This is a genomic window from Enterovibrio calviensis DSM 14347 (assembly GCF_000621165.1).
GTDB lineage: Bacteria > Pseudomonadota > Gammaproteobacteria > Enterobacterales > Vibrionaceae > Enterovibrio > Enterovibrio calviensis.
The window spans coordinates 985,006-1,001,720 of sequence record NZ_JHZA01000001.1; the positions used below are offsets into that span (position 1 = coordinate 985,006).

The 16,715-nt window shown below is 46.7% G+C and carries 12 protein-coding genes and 1 pseudogene; 10 read left to right on the plus strand and 3 right to left on the minus strand.

The genetic code is table 11. The annotated features are described in order from the left end of the window. Positions 1-442 precede the first annotated feature (442 nt). From Q365_RS0104220 to Q365_RS0104235, 3 genes are all read left to right on the plus strand, one after another. Positions 443-1,282 carry an esterase/lipase family protein gene (locus Q365_RS0104220; RefSeq protein ID WP_028022175.1) on the plus strand — a complete coding sequence of 280 codons (840 nt, stop codon included), beginning with the start codon at positions 443-445 and terminating at the stop codon, positions 1,280-1,282. Between the two features lie 616 nt (positions 1,283-1,898). Further along, entirely contained in the window at positions 1,899-2,762 is an 864-nt protein-coding gene (locus tag Q365_RS0104225; protein WP_155858981.1) for a zinc metalloprotease, read from the plus strand. 950 nt (positions 2,763-3,712) lie between these two features. Then, entirely contained in the window at positions 3,713-4,117 is a 405-nt protein-coding gene (locus Q365_RS0104235) for a DUF4156 domain-containing protein (protein WP_028022177.1), read from the plus strand. A 144-nt stretch (positions 4,118-4,261) separates the two neighbouring features. On the opposite strand, the gene Q365_RS0104240 is transcribed toward Q365_RS0104235, so the two are convergent. Next, positions 4,262-5,446 (minus strand): aminotransferase-like domain-containing protein, encoded by a 1,185-nt coding sequence (locus Q365_RS0104240; protein ID WP_028022178.1) that lies wholly within the window; start codon positions 5,444-5,446, stop codon positions 4,262-4,264. A 113-nt stretch (positions 5,447-5,559) separates the two neighbouring features. On the opposite strand from Q365_RS0104240, the gene Q365_RS0104245 reads away from it, so the two are divergent. Further along, the gene (locus tag Q365_RS0104245; RefSeq protein ID WP_028022179.1) at positions 5,560-6,429 is read left to right on the plus strand and encodes an AraC family transcriptional regulator; all 870 of its coding nucleotides are present in this window, start codon (positions 5,560-5,562) and stop codon (positions 6,427-6,429) included. On the opposite strand, the gene Q365_RS25400 is transcribed toward Q365_RS0104245, so the two are convergent. Beyond that, positions 6,416-7,282: an IS110 family RNA-guided transposase gene (locus Q365_RS25400; RefSeq protein WP_245621493.1), complete on the minus strand. Its 867-nt coding sequence runs from the start codon at positions 7,280-7,282 to the stop codon at positions 6,416-6,418. The genes Q365_RS0104245 and Q365_RS25400 overlap by 14 nt on opposite strands. Before the next feature lie 839 nt (positions 7,283-8,121). Between Q365_RS25400 and Q365_RS0104260 the strand changes: the two genes are divergently transcribed. Next, complete coding sequence (locus Q365_RS0104260; RefSeq protein ID WP_028022181.1) at positions 8,122-9,099, plus strand: LacI family DNA-binding transcriptional regulator; 978 nt, start codon at positions 8,122-8,124, stop codon at positions 9,097-9,099. A 62-nt stretch (positions 9,100-9,161) separates the two neighbouring features. Here Q365_RS0104260 and Q365_RS27100 read toward each other — a convergent pair. Beyond that, a pseudogene (locus Q365_RS27100) lies at positions 9,162-9,647 on the minus strand (integrase core domain-containing protein); the annotation flags it as partial. 261 nt (positions 9,648-9,908) lie between these two features. On the opposite strand from Q365_RS27100, the gene Q365_RS0104270 reads away from it, so the two are divergent. Genes Q365_RS0104270 through pgmB form a run of 5 tightly spaced genes read left to right on the plus strand, consistent with a single transcriptional unit; the run spans position 9,909 to position 16,653 of the window. Beyond that, on the plus strand, positions 9,909-11,147 hold the full coding sequence (locus tag Q365_RS0104270; protein ID WP_028022183.1) for an extracellular solute-binding protein: 1,239 nt from the start codon (positions 9,909-9,911) through the stop codon (positions 11,145-11,147). A gap of 11 nt (positions 11,148-11,158) precedes the next feature. Then, positions 11,159-12,253, plus strand: a complete 1,095-nt coding sequence (locus tag Q365_RS0104275; RefSeq protein ID WP_028022184.1) for a carbohydrate ABC transporter permease — start codon at positions 11,159-11,161, stop codon at positions 12,251-12,253. Continuing rightward, the gene (locus Q365_RS0104280) at positions 12,246-13,664 is read left to right on the plus strand and encodes a carbohydrate ABC transporter permease (RefSeq protein ID WP_028022185.1); all 1,419 of its coding nucleotides are present in this window, start codon (positions 12,246-12,248) and stop codon (positions 13,662-13,664) included. Before Q365_RS0104275 ends, Q365_RS0104280 begins: the two co-directional genes overlap by 8 nt. A gap of 18 nt (positions 13,665-13,682) precedes the next feature. Beyond that, on the plus strand, positions 13,683-16,025 hold the full coding sequence (locus Q365_RS0104285) for a glycoside hydrolase family 65 protein (RefSeq protein WP_028022186.1): 2,343 nt from the start codon (positions 13,683-13,685) through the stop codon (positions 16,023-16,025). Continuing rightward, entirely contained in the window at positions 16,018-16,653 is a 636-nt protein-coding gene (gene pgmB, locus Q365_RS0104290; protein ID WP_028022187.1) for a beta-phosphoglucomutase, read from the plus strand. Before Q365_RS0104285 ends, pgmB begins: the two co-directional genes overlap by 8 nt. Positions 16,654-16,715 lie beyond the last annotated feature (62 nt).

Genomic DNA, 16,715 nt, shown 5'->3' on the forward strand with positions numbered 1-16,715 from the left:
GCGTGATACAAGAGTGCAAACCTTGCACAACAAAAGGGCTTGGCACATCGAAATTTTCGTTGGGGACGATTAAACTATTTATAAAACAATTAGATAATAAAGTGGCAAGGGGTTTGCAATGTAACTAACGTGCGTAAGGCACATGTCCAACAGACATAAAACGTTTACTCCTTGTTGTTAAAATTTGTTCCTCTGCACGTTCGATATTATGTCGGCTGGCAGGGGAACCTTCTTTTCCTCAACGTACAAATTCCTCTATTTAACCTCTCATCAATCAGCCTTCATCTCAATTCGTTTAGTGCTTTTTCATTTGTTCCTATTTCTTCTGGGTTCTATGTCGAGAATTTTTCTCAGCGTTTGTAGCGGTATGTATACAGCTTGTCTTCCCATGCCAATCTACCCTCTGATGGCATACCAAGAAATAGAATGAAAGGTGATGAAAATGGCAAAGGTAATTGTATTGATTCACGGGCGCTCAAATAAGCCCGCGCCAGCGACATTAAAAGACAGCTGGATTGAAGCCATCAACGAGGGATTAAGAGCGAATACGGCGCTGACGTCACTGGGCGACACCCAAGTCGAAATGGCGTATTACGCTGATTTGCATTATACAAGTGGCCCTGTGGATGATGCTAATAACACCGAACCCTATAAAAAAGCAGAATCAGGCGCGATCAAGCGATACAAAAAGGGCTTCCTTGACCGAATAAGAACGTTGTCCGGCAATTGGATTGAAGGGGTGATTGATAACGTTGAAGAATACAGCGGCGTGTTTTCAGGGCTGGCGCGAAGTGTCGCCAAGAATCTGCTAGAAGACTTGGGCAAGTACTATAGTCAACCTGCTTTTCGCAACAGCGTGGACAAGCGGCTTGAAGATATACTGAAAAAGCATCGCAACGACGAAGTCATTCTCATTTCCCATTCCATGGGCACTATTGTGTCTTATGAAGTACTGCGCGATCTGGGTAAAACGGGCTATCAGCTTGATCACTTTATCACCATGGGGTCGCCACTTGGCATGGCGGCAGTACAAGGTAATATGCTGAACCATCTAAACCAACTTCGTACCCCATCTTGTGTGACAAACTCTTGGGCGAATTTCTCAGACCCAGGTGACTACGTGTGTATTGATACCCACCTTGCCGATGACTACAGCCGTAACAGCACCCACATTGGGGTGAAAGATCATTTGGTCTGCAATGATTACCCAAACAACGAACATAAATCATACGGCTACCTGCGTACCCCTGAGTTCTCTGAACACTTAGCATCGCTGTTGTAGTGGTTAACAGTGGCAATAAACAGAGCCGGCAAATGTCGGCTCTGTTTTTTTGGTGATCAAGCGCCTAGTTATGGGGTTATATGGGGAAGGGAGTCGGTGAGTAGGAGATTGATAGCAGGCCTATTGGATGAGCATATTCGATAGGTGATGGAGAGGCGGCCTAGGCTGCTTTTGGACAAAAGTGAGTTGGCGTTGGTGCTCTAAGCCATGCTGTTCAGATAAGTTGAGTTTGTGAAAAAAGTCTCACATGTATCTAATGAATCGGTGGCTATTCAAATAACACCATCAAAAGCATCTTCCTTATGGAAGTCTGGAGGCCACATGCGAGAGTGCGTGTGGCTTTTCACTGGCTCACCCAGTTACAACTCCATCAACTTTTTGGTGCGAGCTTTTGCTTTACGCCCACCCAACAACCTTAGGGGAAAATGCACGACAACCCACAAGAATTTCGAACGAGAATGCACTTCAAATCTTGTGTTCTCAACGTCCTGTACAAACATGCTTCGAAATCAGTTTATTGTTTGTGCAAACGATTTTAGTACTGACAATAATCAATTGTTCAAGAAGGCTAACCACTTATAATCAGCCGTTTTTTTGCAGATTGGTTGGTAACATCTTGAGTATAAATAAACTAAAAATCTCAACACTCGCATTGTCGATTTTTGCCGTCGCTGGATGTGGTGATAGTGGTAACGAAAGTAAAGGCTACACCGATGAACAGGTGGCGAGTGCAGTAAAATGTACAAACCAAGCTGAAGGTGGCTTGTGTGAAAATAATATCGGAGGCAATACTTGGGGTGTGATTGACAACTTCTACCCAGATAACTGCAACTCTGGCATATATTGCTTTGATGATGGCTCCGAAGCACCGCAAAACCCCGGGTTAACGCGATTTGTCGAAGGAACACTGATCCCTGTTTACTATCGAGACAAGATTGATCCACGTTTCGTTGCGACCATGGATTATATCGAGGGTTTAGTGGGCTATCAGATGTTTGAGCGCAAAGGCGTGGTTAATATTGACATCTCTGACCCCAATAACATCGACCTATCCAGTTTAGATACCGATTGGGGATTCATACTAAGCCAAGGTACTTCAATTGGCTTAATGAGTGGTTTCTGTAGTCAGGGAACTGTCTCTGTTGCACCGTATTCGTACAACATCACATCCCATATCGTTTCTGCAACTGACTACGGCATTAAATACCCTGCAGCTAAATGGGGTAAAGATCATAAATTTACATGGGTAAATTTAGACAGTGTTACTGGCGCCAATAACGGGCTGATCACCTGCAGTGCAACTGCGCCACAAGCTGTTGCGACCCATGAGTTTGCACATGCTTTAGGCTTGAACAATCATTTTAGTGGATTTGGCTTTGATGGTGCGTGGGGGAAAAATGCTGAACGTGTTTTGAAGACGATGTACAGCGGTCAAAATCCGCAAGGGCAACCATTTGATAGTTTGATTGTAGAAAATTAATGACATGAAAAACGCTGGCCAATCGTCGGCGTTCTTTTCTTCAGTTAATCATTAAACGCGGTCACCAGAAAGCCACAACTCTTTTAGTTCCAATACCGCGCTCGAGCTCTCGATAAATTATCCTGACACCGCGTACCAGCGAGATTCCAGTATAACACGCCTGAATCGAAGTTATCTCAACGCCCTGAACGATGCTAAAAAACGCGTATCGTTTTAAACGTCGAGTACAAGGGCCTAATAAGCCTGTTCCAGCTTTTCTTGTGGCGTTGGTCTTACCAAACACCACTTCCCTACAGGTGATTGATGACCGTTGAAAACAAGCCCATATCACGGGCTAACACACTGACTAAGAGGGAAAATACTCCACCTATGTGTATAGGCATAGAAGCATGCAGTATCGCACATTATTGGGCGTGAGAATTCATCAAGTTCGGGCATGATGCCCGTATTATGCCCGCCTAACATGTAGGCCTTTATTGCACCAAGGGCAAAAGCACCCTCTTAATTCAGGGAGTGTGCGGTTCAGATTACAAAAAGTATGGCACCTGGGAATGCCTGAAAAGCCAACTGTCGATTTTTCAAACTCACTTTGGGGCAAAACCTTCTCACGCTACCGCCCTTTACTTATCGGCACGCAACACGCCATTCTTGTCTAGTTTATCTGGCTAGAATGTACCATGACGTTCATAAAACGAGACTTGATTTTGATCGCATGGGCGTTTGAGTGGGGAGATTTTGTTCAATTAAATGTGTCAGTTGAAGAGTGAGCAGGGGGTTGGCTAAGTTGCGCGGCATCTAACATTCAAAGCGTTAGTGCTTTAAGGCAGTGGCGTTCTTCCTGTCGCCCTTTGGCAAGTAATAGAACGGGAACTCGTCACCCGATATTTCGCTTGCTTTTGCACCAACGCAGGATAAAATTCGCGCCCTTGATACTCAGAGACTTGCCTTAAATGAACAAACTATCGCTATGTGCAGCATTGGCTTCAGCAGCACTACTATCGGGTTGTGTGACATTCCCGACTCAGGAATCAGAACAAGTTAAAGTGATTTGGGATGATGTAAATGCGATTCAAGGATGTGAGCATAAAGGGACAGTGATCGGCTCGGAAGGTCACTTCTATGATTACTGGCTTCATGCAGACAAAGACATGGTATGGGGAACGTTGAACCAAATGCGTGCGAAAGCAGCAGCAAATGGTGGCAACGTGTTGTACTTGTATCAACCATTTGGTTTCTCAAGCTCTGTGACCATGTTTGGCAACGCGTATGCGTGTGCAGATGAAACAATGGCTGAGCTTGAAGCTGCGACATCGATGGAAATGGAAGCCGTGGCTGACATCATCGAAGGCCAATAGGCGACGATAAGCAAACTATCAGTCATTGTTAAGAAGGCCATCAGCAAGCCATCAGAAATCAAAAAAGGGCATCACCGTTATCGGTGATGCCCTTTTTTATACTCGCCGTTTGCCGAGAAGGGGGACGGAAACAAGACGTCAGCGTTAAGCCAACACACTCTCTTGCGCACTGGTCGCACTAAGCTGTTCGTTTAACCCTTGTGCTAAACGCGTCACGGCCTCTGCCAGTTCTTCATTGGTCGCGTTAGTGAAGTTCAAACGAAGTGCTGCTTTCGCACTTTCAGGTTTCGGATAGAACACTGGGCTTGGTACAACAGCAACGCCATTGCTTAGCAGGGATTTTGCCAAGGCGAAGGTATCGCATGCTGGCAGAGATACCCATACAAACATGCCGCCATCAACCGCGTTCAATTCACAACCCGCAGGCAGTTTTTGCTGCAATTCACTAAACAAGGTTTCATAGCGAGATTTGTACAGCGAGCGAATCGTATCAATGTGTTGGTCGAAAGCTGGGTGTTCGAGCAGCCCAAGAAGCAAGGCTTGCATTGGCACACTTGAATGCAGATCCGCGCCTTGTTTTACTTTCACCATCGGCTCGATATAGCTTCGTTTGCCCGTTACCACACCAATACGAAGTCCTGGCGAGGCAATCTTTGAGAAAGAGCGAAGCACGATAGAGTGCTGCGGGCAGAATTCAGACACCAACGGGAGCGCATCACCGGAAAAACGCAGTTCGCGATACGGGGCATCTTCAATCAAAGCGACATTGTATTTCACGCACAATTCAGCGACCTGTTGTCGCGTTTCCAATGACCAACATACCCCTGTTGGGTTATGGAAATCAGGCACGGCGTAGAACATCTTCGGAGATTGCTCTGCAAAGCAGGTTTCAAGCGCCGTCAGATCTGGCCCAAACTCGGTTTGAGGCACAGTCACCATGTCGGCTTGCACCAAGCCAAACACCTGCATCGCGCCCAAATAGCTTGGCGCTTCCATGACAACTTTGTCACCCGGATTAACATAGGCACGTGCAATCAAGTCCAACCCTTGTTGTGACCCTGTGCAAACCATCGCCATGTGACTCTCAGGCAGAGCAAAGTATGAATTGAGGTAGTCGAGCAAAGGCCCATAACCTGCTGTCGCGCCGTATTGAAACACTTCTGGCATGTCGGACAGGCTTTCAAGCGTGGCTTTCATTAAATCGATGGGAAAGGTTTTTTCATCAGGCAATCCACCCGCAAGGGAGATGACATTTTTGTCAGACGCTGCGGCGAGAATCTCTCGAATGTATGAAGATGGGATTTGCTGGAGCGCTGTTGCGATTTCCATATCTGTACCTGAACGATGAAATGAGTGAGCTATCAGCGAATATTACATCGCATTGTGTTTTTTGGCATGTCCATTTATGCTGTTCGATATGTCCATTTATGCTATTTCTTCGAATGAGCCAGCAACATATTTCCCGCATCAATGATGTGCTCTACTACATTCACCAAGATATTGGTCGCGATCTTCCTGCAAAATCGCTTGCCGATGTGGCGGCGTATTCTGAGCAGCATTTTCACCGTATTTTCAAGCGAGTCGTGGGGGAGTCGATTCATCAATACATCCGCCGTACCCGCATGGAATATGCGGCAAACCAACTGATGTTTGATACTCACTCCTCTGTGGTCGATATTGCCAGCAAATGCGGTTTTAGCTCGGTGTCTTCGTTCAGTCGCGCATTCAAAGCAACGTTTCAAGTTGCGCCTGGCGAGTGGCGAAAGCACGATATGGAAAACTCAGACAAGCCTTACTTAAAAGATCCCGACGTGTCGGCGGGGTATGAACGGGTATCGGCAATTAGCTTACCTCAACCGAAAATTGAGGAAGTCCCGGAGCGATTCGCGGCTTATGTTCGCCATGTGGGATATAACCGTTCAATTAAAAACGCATGGCGCGTGCTCATGGCGTGGGCTGACAGCGAAGGTCGAGATTCGTCCGTTCAGTTTGGCTTACATCACTCCAATCCTGCATGGGTCGAGTTAGACAAATGCCGATACGTTGCCTGCATTGCCATTGATAAGCCCATAAAAGTGCGCGGTGTTGTGAATCAGTTGGTGGTACCGGGGGGATTGCACGCCGTGTTTCCACTTAAAGGCGTTTATGGCGAATTGTTGCCACAAATAAGCAAAGTGCTTGAGCAGTGGCTGCCCGCTTCGGGGTTTAAACTAGGCTCGACGCCCGCATACGTGCATTACCGAAAGAATCATTTCATTGAAGACGATGAAAGGTTTGAACTCGATTTCTATTTGCCGATCAGTTTCTTTTAAGATCTATACGCATATATGGTCTCCTCCCTTTTTGCAAGACATCGAGTTTGTTTTCCAGCGCCACTGTCGCTTTATTGAACCCTCGCGTCAGCACTAAATGATTAATCCAAAGACTCAGCCTATCCGTCTTTGTTTTTGCTTGGCTCACCACCGCCTGGGCGCCATGAATAACCAAAGACCGCAGGTTTTTGTCTCCGCGTTTGGTTATTCCTAGTAGCACCTCGCGACCTCCCGTACTGAATTGCCTTGGTACTAACCTTTGTGCCGCTAAAGCATCTCGTCCCCGTTTGTATTGCTTGCCTTCTGCTATCCAAGCTTTCACTGCGTAACTCACCACAGGGCCAAAGTCTGGCAGCGTCATTAATTGCTGACACGTTTCATCTTGTTTAACGGCATACTTTAGTTGTTCATCATACCAAGCTAATTCTTCATCAAGGCTTATCAACCTAACCTGCTGACGACGAAGTAATTGCTTGAAATAATCCGTTAAACCCTCCTCTGTATTTTCTAGAATATGGGGGAGCATCTGCCTTAAAACTTGACTGCCTATAGGTAAAACAACCCCATATTCCGCCATCAACCCTCTGATATGGTTGATTAAGCGAGTACGCTCTGTCGATAAATGCCTGCGCATTTGTAAAAAACTCTGTTCATCTTGCTGAGCTAAGTTTTTAATTGAAACTTGGCGGATGGCACCATGGAGGCTGGCTTCTACGATTTTTCTCGCATCGTTGTAATCATTTTTTTGACCTCGTAAGTAACCTTTTACGTGCTGAGGTGGCAACAACTGAACATCGTGCCCTAACTTTCGAATTTCTCGCCCCCAATGGTGCGCTGAGGCACACGCTTCCATGGCAACCACCGCCGGCATTTGCTGGGAGAAAAATGTGAAAACTGGGTTCGGCTGAATTTTTTCCTGCCGATAGGCTTACCTTGATGGTTGAGCCCAAATAAATAAAAGCTGTTCTTTGCTAAATCAACGCCAATCACCTTACAATTCTTCATGGTCTTCTCCTGTCCGACTTAGATAGTGCTTAGTAACTCTATCTTGGCGCATTTTTAATGACGCCGTATGGGGCGGGAGGAGACCATTTCATCAAGCAACCTGAAGATGCTCGATTTCAGAGGCCATCAGAGTGTTCAATTCAAGGCAAACTCTTGTAGGAATATTCATCTACTTCGGCATTCAATGATTCGTTGTGTTGTCATGGAGCGAAATGGTCATTTGAATGACTTACTCGACGTTTATGTAACAGGACTGAGTGAATGGATCTCCACAAAATGTATACGGCAGATTGATACGCGCAATTGGAAAGAACTGCTTTCTCGAATCAAAAGAGGCGTATTGATAATGTCTATGGGATTGTCAGCACAAGAGATGGATACCATGTTTGGTTCGAAAAGCGTATTGATATATCTCACCCTAAGTGAGTAGAAGGACAATCGACAGGTATTCCTAGCGAATCAATTTAGGATTGGGCTGGAAGGATTGCACAAAAGTTATAGTTAAATTAGAGACCATCAAGCGTCGTACAAGTTCAATCTGGCACATCACAGGTCTGCTGAATTAAGCTTTCTTGTTGATAAATCAGCACAATTTTATTTACGTAATTTTACTCGTACTGTGGGAATTGATTGACACAGTTGACGTAAATACTTACGCTGGCACTGCAGGCGGGATAGGAGTATACGGTGACTACATCTAAAATGGGTGCTGAATTTAAAAAAGCTACGATACACGAAGCTGCAAAAATCGCAGGTGTATCAATCGCTTCTGTTAGTCGAGCTTTAAATAACAAACCGGGGATCAGCGAAAAAACGCGTAAAAAGATTCTCGATATATGTAAAGAATTGGGTTATGTACCAAGCACGTCTGCTCGTGAATTGACTGGTAGTCACAAAAATACCATCGCAATTTCACTCGGTCCGCACGATTTTTACGCCTCTCGTTACCTCGGTATGCTATGGCCTTCATTGTCTGCTTCAATCCGTAACTCTGGACGCAACTTATTGCCTGTAAGCTTTGGTGAAGTGGATTTAGAGCAGGTTGGTGGCGCTATTTTACTTGGTATTACCCACAACGATCCGCGCATTGAAACTTGCAAAGAAATGGACTTACCTTATGTTTGTATCGGCATGAGTGAAGGCTCTTTTTGGGTTGCTCCAGATGATTTCAATGGTGGCCGCGAAGCTGCGCAACACCTTGTAGGTAAAGGCTTAACAGACATTTGCTTTGTGACTCCAACGAATTACGGCGACGGTTATCAGTTTAGACATCAAGGCTACATGTCAGTGATGGCGAGTAATGCCTTACCTGTACGAGAGCTTCGAACGGGGTCAGATCCGTTGGGTGAAATTGCCGCATACCGCTACTTTATTCAATTAGAGAAATCAGCGCTTGAAAGTTATCAAGGTTTTGTTTGTGAGTGTGATGAGACTGCACTAGGTGTCATTGCGGCGTTGAAAGATCGTGGGTATTCCTTACCTAAAGACTTTTCAGTAGTGGGATACGATGACCTGCCAGGTATTTCACGAGAGTTGACAACTATTGTTCAAGATACAGACAAAATTGCGGCAAGAGTCGCTAGTATGCTAGAGCAAGCCATGCTTGGTGGGCAGCCTGTAGGGTCGGTGGTTCCTGTATCGCTGCGAGTAGGTAAGACTACATAACAATAAAGTATCATTGGTTAAGAGCATGGCAATGGTCATGCTCTTTTTTTTGTCTGTCATCCTCAGTCAAACAGATCGTGTCCACTTCCCATTTGATGAGACAACTCATCACTAGAGGTTTCCAGTTTTCTCCGGTATTCCGCCTGAGGGATATTGCCTAAACCTTCGTGGGTTCGCTCTTCGTTATAATCACACATCCATACCCATGCCATATCCCGAACCTGCTCGAGAGAATCAGACAAATAGACGTTCAAGAACTCGCGACGGAATGAGCCATTAAATCGTTCAACAAAGCCGTTATCCATTCGCAGCTGTTTAGGCAAGGCCGCGCTCTTGTTCCAACTGCTCGAGGACACGTATCACACGTCCCGCTGGCAAGCGGGTATCTACTTCTATTGTGTTGCCTCATCAAGAATATTGAGCGTCCGAAAGCGTTTTCCGTAATTCAGGGAGACATCTACAAAGTCGAGTGCCCATTGGTGGTTTGGTGTATCCACCACATCCAGCGCATCCAGCGGCATAGCAATTCGTGGCGGTGGTGCGCGCTTTTGTCAATTACGCATACGCTTCCTTTGAGTAATTTTTACGTATGCATAACTTTGTATAAACCTTTTATCTGATTGATTCGTTTACTTCTAGGATGTCAAAGAGAAGAACTTAGTCAAAAATGCACCTTTTTTGCTATCTTGATCACTTTTTTAGTGCGTCCAGGTACGTAAGAGAGTTTTTTGTGACCACCTTAACGTAAGCGCTTACGTTAAGTGCGGCATAATACGTTCAGACTTTGAAATGAATGTACTGAGGGCAACATGAAAAAAACAATATTGGCAGCGTCCCTACTTGCCGCAAGCCTATCTGCTAATGCTGCTGAGAAAACGGAAATTACTATTGCTGGTTGGGGTGGTAATGATGTCGTAGTACTAAACAACTTAGTGAAAGAAGTGCTAGCGGACGACTTTGAAAAAGCGAGCCTTAGCGTTAAATACCTAGCGGTAGAAGGCGATTTCTCTCAGTTTATTACTAACTCGTTGTCTGCTGGTACTGCACCTGATGCGTTCTATATTGATGTGGTTAACGCCAATACATTAGTTAACTCAGGCAAAGTTGCAGCAAACAATGACTCACTAAACAACGTTAGTTCAAGTGTGATCCCAAGCCTAAATAACGCATTTACGTTAAACGGCAAGCAATACGGCATCGCAAAAGACTTCAACACCATTGCACTGCAATACAACAAAGACATTTTTGATGATGCAGGCGTTGACTACCCAACCGACCAAGACTCTTGGGAAGATTTACGTAAAAAACTTATCGCAGTGAAAGATGCGTTAGGTGATGAAGTTTCTGGTCTTTGTGTAATGCCTGACTACGCACGCTTTGCGCCGTTCGCCTTAGCGACGGGTTGGAAACCATTCAATGATCAAGGAATGACGGTTCTTGACGAGAACTTTGAGCGCGCATTCAATTTTTATACCGGCCTTGTTTCTGAAGACAAAGTGGGCATTTTAGCCTCTGACTTTGGTCATGGATGGGGGGGAGGCTGTTTTGGTACAGAAGAAACAGCAGTAGCTTTCGAAGGTAACTGGATTAGCGGTTATCTTCGCGATAAAGCGCCAAACTTACCTTACGGCACAACGCTAATGCCAACCGATCCGAAAACGGGTGAACGTGGCAACCTATTATTCACTGTTGCTTGGGGCGTAAATTCAGACGGCAAAAACGTAGAGGCAACGCAAAAAGCGGTTGAGATCTTAACCAGTAAAAAAGCGCAAGAGTGGGTATTAGATTCTGGTCTGGCACTGCCAAGCCGTGAGGCACTGAGCAATTCCGATTTCTTTGACGTTGAGGATGCAGAAAGCGAGCTGGCGAAGCAGGTGTTTAATGGCGCATTAGAAGGCAATGTTGAACCATTTGCATTTGGTGACCATGGAACAGCTTGGATGACACCAATCAATGAAGCGTTGAACTCTGTACTTCTTGGTCAAATGACGCAAAAAGAAGCGATCAAAATGGCACAGGCAAAGTACGAAACGCTGACAGCTAACTAACAGGGCGTACGATGAACTCTTTACGTTTACGCCAACAAGTTTACGGATGGCTCCTTACTGGGCCATTTGTACTGACTTTAGTGGTGTTCTTCCTTTATGCATTAGTTCGAACGGTCTATTTCAGTTTTACTGATTATGATCTGTTTAGCGACGCAATCTGGGTCGGCCTGGCAAACTTTAAAGCTTTGCTCTCTGACGATTTATTTCTTCTGTCACTGGCAAATACAGTTTGGTTTTCTCTAATCGTCACCTGCGTTCAAACGGTGTTGGCACTTGGTTTAGCCATCTTAGTGAACTCTAAGATTCGCGCGAAAAGTTTCTTTAGAACCGCTTTTTATCTGCCAAGTGTTCTTTCGAGTGCGGCGGTTACGCTTATCTTTATCTGGTTTTACCAAAAGAATGGTTACCTAAACGGTTTCGTAACGGATGTAGTCAATCACTACCCACACATCAGTTGCTTCGCACTTATTGCAATTGCAACACAGTTTGCTCTTGTAACAAAAGATCGCGTTAAGGGTTTACCTGTAGGTTGGTTAGACCCAGCTTGGGCAATCATCTCCGTGATTGTAGCTGGCGTGGCAACCGTTATCGCAAGTGCAATCGGTTGGATTGAAGTAACTCAAAATGTTGTTGAGGTTAACTGGCTAAACACACGGGATCATGTAGGTCCTATGCCACTGACGCTTTGGGCGATTGTTATTCAGAACATCTACACCACGATTCCTACGTTCATGCTGCTGTTCCTCGCTGGCTTGCAAGGCATTCCGGGTGAGCTTTACGAAGCGGCGCGCATTGATGGAGCGAACAAGTGGCAACAACACTGGAACATTACGATTCCTCAACTAGCACCGGTGACGTTCGTCGTCGTGACCTTCTCAATTATCGGTACGCTACAAATGTTTGACCAAGTAGCACTACTTGGCTCGGCAGCACCGTTGGAATCACGTATTACGCTGGCTTACTACGTTTACCACAATGCCTTCCCACCGGGTGGTACGCCACAAATCGGCATGGCAAGTGCAGCAGCATTGGTATTGGCATTCATCACGTTGGCAGTGGTTTATCTGCAGAAAATCTTTGGTGTGAAGGAGAAGGCAGATGACTAATCCCGTTTCGACCATGAATCACGATGATGCGAAACCTATGGCATCAATGGAAGAGATTTCCAAGTTCCAAGCGCGCCGTCGCTGGGCAAAAGTCGCTTGGGTTTACAGTGCTTTGCTACTGGTTGCGACTATCATGCTAGGTACGTTCGTGGTGGCTTTCTTAGCGAGTTTGAAAGATAACCCACTAGAGCAGCCATTTAAGTTCAACTTTGCTCAGGTTCAACCAAGCAACTGGGGTGCTGCTTACCAACTAGGTAAAGAAGGTAACGATGCGCCAATGTTCGGTGGTTTTGCTCCGGGCGCAGAAGTGAACTTCACCGTGACTTACGCGGTGGAAGACGGCAAAGAGTTGGCAACGCCAGAGATTGAAGTGCCACGCCGTCGTCCAGGTACAGGCATGGCTGCGGCTATCGTGACCGACTTTGCTGCCGATTACGCGCAAGTCAGCGAGCCTGTGCTGGTAGACACTAACGACAACGTGACGTTTGTTGAGAGGCGTGGTCGTCGTGAACTTACTAAGCAAGGTCACAGCCAAACGTGGGCGTTTTCCATCAAGTATCAAGGGCAAGGTCCGGAGATTGCAACGTTACCACTAACGGTAGAAGCGCCGCGCGGCCAAGTGCTGATTGATAGCACGCTAGCACCAAGCAAGATGGAACGTCGTGGCCGTGTCGCGGCATGGGATAACGCAGCGCCGGGTGTGATTGGTTATGTATTTAAGTCTTACGTTCGCGTGTACACCGAGTCGGTGAGCCTAGATACAGGTAAGAGCTTATTTATGAGCTGGACCATCAACTCGTTCTTCATTGCGATTGGTAAGGTGATTCTTACCCTGTTCTTTGCATGTACTGCGGGTTATGCCTTGGCTCGATTGAAGTTCACTGGTGCACGTGCTGTGTTCGCTTTCATGTTGTTCAGCATGATGATTCCGGGTCAAGTGACCTTCATTTCTAACTATCTGATTTATAAAGATATCGGATTATTGAATACGCCATGGGCGGTCATCACCGCGGTCGTCGCTTCGGGTCAGGTTCTGATCATGAAACAGTTCTTCGAGAACATTCCGAAAGAGCTGGAAGAAGCCGCAATCGTAGATGGCGCAAGTCCTGCTGTGATTCTTTGGAAGGTATTTATGCCACTGGCGAAGCCAGCCATCTTGTCGGTCACCATCCTTGGTTTCCAAGGTGCTTGGAACGACTTCTTCTGGCCGCTTGTGGTGATTAACAGCCCAGCTGACGCGTTCACGCTTCCTGTTGGTCTGCTGAGTTTACGTAACGCCTATGGCGTTGCAGGTGACTGGAACCTCATCTTGGCGGGGGCTTTCCTGTCAACAATCCCAGCACTGATTGTATTTATGGTTTTCCAACGTTACTTCGTGGGTAACGACATTTCTTCCGCTGTTAAAGGTTAAATTTCGGGGTTATTTTAGATGTTTATGAACTACAACGCTGGTCAAGGCGAACTTAAAAATTGGATCGTTGAAGAGACGGCGTTTGACTCAGCTTTCCAAGGCAAATGTGAAGTGGTTATGAGCCAAGGTAATGGCTACATGGGTGCGCGTAGTGCAACGGAAGAAAAATACGTGGGCCAAGTTCGCAACCTTTTCGTTGCTGGTACTTACAATAAGTTTGATGCAGACGAAGTAACTGAGCTGCCAAACTCTGCAGACATGAGCTCGATTGAAATCTTCATCGATGGTCGCCGTTTCCACCTAGAAACAGGTGACGTGGGTAATTACTCTCGTCGCCTAAACGTGAAAAACGGTGAGCTAATCCGTGAATTCACATGGACAAACAACGAAGGTAAAAGCTTTGAGATGCGTTTCCGTCGCTTCTTCTCGCAAGCAAACCTTCACCTAATGGCATTCGACGTTCAAGTAAAAGCACTGAACAGCGATGCAAAAATCGAAATCCGCTCTGGTGTGGATGCGCAGCTTTCTAACTCTGGTGCACAGCACTTCCACGAAGGCGAAAAGCGTATTTACGATAAGCGTTTTATCGAGCTTCTACAACACACCACAGAGAGCAAAGTAGACTTTGTATTCCTAACGTCTCACCGCTACCTAGTTGACGGCCAAGAGACAGAAATCGACCCATCACTTGCGATGGACCGTCGTAAAGTATGGGTCAACATCAACTACGATCTGAAAGCGGGCGAAACGTTCGGCACAGAAAAAGTCGGTGTGGTTCATACATCTCGCGACAAGCAGTTCGATGTTGAAGGTTACGAGCTTCAAGCACTTCGTGACCACGCTCTAACGAACCTAAAAACCAATGCTGACCGCAGCTTTGATGAGCTTCTAGAAGAGAGCGCAGCAGAGTGGGATAAGCGTTGGGCAGGCATGAACATCACCATCGGTGGTAGCGATTTCGACCAACTTGCGATCCGTTTTGCTCAATACCAGCTAAACATCTTTACGCCAATGCATGACTCTCGCTTCGGTATCGGCGCGAAAGGTCTATCTGGCGAAGGCTACAAAGGTCACTCGTTCTGGGATACCGAAGTATTCATGCTTCCGTTCTTCATCTACACCATGCCAGAAGTGGCGCGCAGCCTACTTGAGTACCGCTTTAAGACACTAGACGGTGCTCGTAAGAAAGCGCGAGACAACGGCTACATCGGTGCACAGTTCCCATGGGAATCGGCACTAACGGGTGAAGAAGTAACGCCAGTATGGGGCGCAGTAGACATCATCACGGGTAAATCTACGAAGATTTGGTCTGGCTTTATCGAGCAGCACATCACGTGTGACATCACTTACGCATTGTGGCAGTACTACCAAATCACAGGCGACCAGAAGTTCATGGACGACATGGGCTACGAGGTTATGTTCGACACAGCAACGTTCTGGACAAGCCGCCTAGATTGGTTAGAAGACCGCAACATGTGGGGTATTTGTGACGTAATCGGTCCTGATGAGTACAAAGAGCACATCGACAACAACGCGTTCACTAACTACATGGCGGTAGAGAACATCAAACTAGCGATTCGTTACTACGAGGATCTAGAAGCGTCGAACCCAGAGCTACTGGCTAAGCTGTCTGACAAGTTAAACCTAGTTGAAGCTCGTCAAATGTGGCTAGATCGCGTAGACAACATCTACCTACCGAAGCCACGTGCTGAAGATAAGGTAATCCCACAGGATGACACTTACCTACAGAAAGAAATCATCGACCTGACTAAGTACAAAGAGCAGCCATTCGTTGGTGGTCTGTTCCAAGACTACAACCTAGAACAGGTTAACGACATGCAGGTTTCTAAGCAGGCGGACATCATGGTGCTGTTCCTTCAGCAAGAAGATAAGTTCGACCTTGAAACCAAGCTGGCAAACTGGAACTACTACGAGCCGAAGACGCTACACGATTCGTCGCTAAGTCTGTCTACGCACTCGGTTCTGGCGTCAGATGTTGGCAACCCAGAACTGTCTTACGACCTGTTCCAACAAGCCGCGTCTATCGACATCGGTCAGAACATGAAGAGCTCGGATCACGGCATTCACGCGGCGTCTATCGGCGGCATGTGGCAGTGTGTGGTTTACGGCTTTGGTGGCGTTCGTATGCTAGGTGGCAACCTGCGTATCAACCCTAACCTTCCTAAGCAATGGGAAAGCCTGAACTTCCCAATCTACTGGAAAGGTGAGCGTCTAGAAGTGACGGTTGACCAAGCGCAAGTTCGTATCGAGCGTCCAGAGTTCAGCGGCCAAGTGCTAAACATCGAAGTTGCAGGCGAGCCACGTGCTATCGATTCAACAGAGGTGACGTTCAATGTGTAAGGCATTCATTTTCGACTTAGATGGCGTTATCACGGATACGGCTGAGCTGCACTACCAAGCGTGGCAGCGTATGGCGAACGAAGAAGGTTACTACTTCGACCGTGAAATCAATGAGCAGCTTCGTGGCGTGTCTCGTCAAGCGTCACTGAACATCATCTTGAACGGCAAAGAGATCAGCGAAGAGAAGTTTGATGAGCTAATGAAGCGTAAGAACGATTACTACGTGGATCTGTTGAACACGATTTCTGCGAAAGACGTTCTACCGGGTATTGAGCAATTCCTACTTGAGCTAAACGCACGTGGCATCAAAGTGGCACTGGCGTCAGCAAGTAAGAATGCTCGTCCTATCCTGCACCGTCTTGGGCTAACCCCACTGTTTGATGCTATCGGTGATGGTTGGTCGGTGACTCGTTCTAAACCTGCTCCAGACGTGTTCATTCACGCCGCTGGTCAAGTGGGCGTCAATGCGAATGAATGCATTGTGGTGGAAGATGCCGAAGCAGGCGTAGATGCAGCCAAAGAAGCAGGCATGCGCGTGGTAGGCATCGGCCCTGATGAGCGTGTGGGTCATGCGAACTGGCGCTTCGACGACACTAAAGGTATGAACTTGGCCGACATAATCGGTTAATGGGTTGAGCGTGAGCGCAACCAAACAGTGAGATGGAGCAGTCGCTGGTTTCAGGGCGCTGC

Coding starts and splice junctions, on each gene's coding strand:
- Q365_RS0104220 (WP_028022175.1), top strand. CDS start 443: ATGGCAAAGGTAATTGTATTGATTCACGGGCGCTCAAATAAGCCCGCG.
- Q365_RS0104235 (WP_028022177.1), top strand. CDS start 3,713: ATGAACAAACTATCGCTATGTGCAGCATTGGCTTCAGCAGCACTACTA.
- Q365_RS0104240 (WP_028022178.1), bottom strand. CDS start 5,446: ATGGAAATCGCAACAGCGCTCCAGCAAATCCCATCTTCATACATTCGA.
- Q365_RS0104245 (WP_028022179.1), top strand. CDS start 5,560: ATGAGCCAGCAACATATTTCCCGCATCAATGATGTGCTCTACTACATT.
- Q365_RS25400 (WP_245621493.1), bottom strand. CDS start 7,282: ATGGAAGCGTGTGCCTCAGCGCACCATTGGGGGCGAGAAATTCGAAAG.
- Q365_RS0104270 (WP_028022183.1), top strand. CDS start 9,909: ATGAAAAAAACAATATTGGCAGCGTCCCTACTTGCCGCAAGCCTATCT.
- Q365_RS0104275 (WP_028022184.1), top strand. CDS start 11,159: ATGAACTCTTTACGTTTACGCCAACAAGTTTACGGATGGCTCCTTACT.
- Q365_RS0104280 (WP_028022185.1), top strand. CDS start 12,246: ATGACTAATCCCGTTTCGACCATGAATCACGATGATGCGAAACCTATG.
- Q365_RS0104285 (WP_028022186.1), top strand. CDS start 13,683: ATGTTTATGAACTACAACGCTGGTCAAGGCGAACTTAAAAATTGGATC.
- pgmB (WP_028022187.1), top strand. CDS start 16,018: ATGTGTAAGGCATTCATTTTCGACTTAGATGGCGTTATCACGGATACG.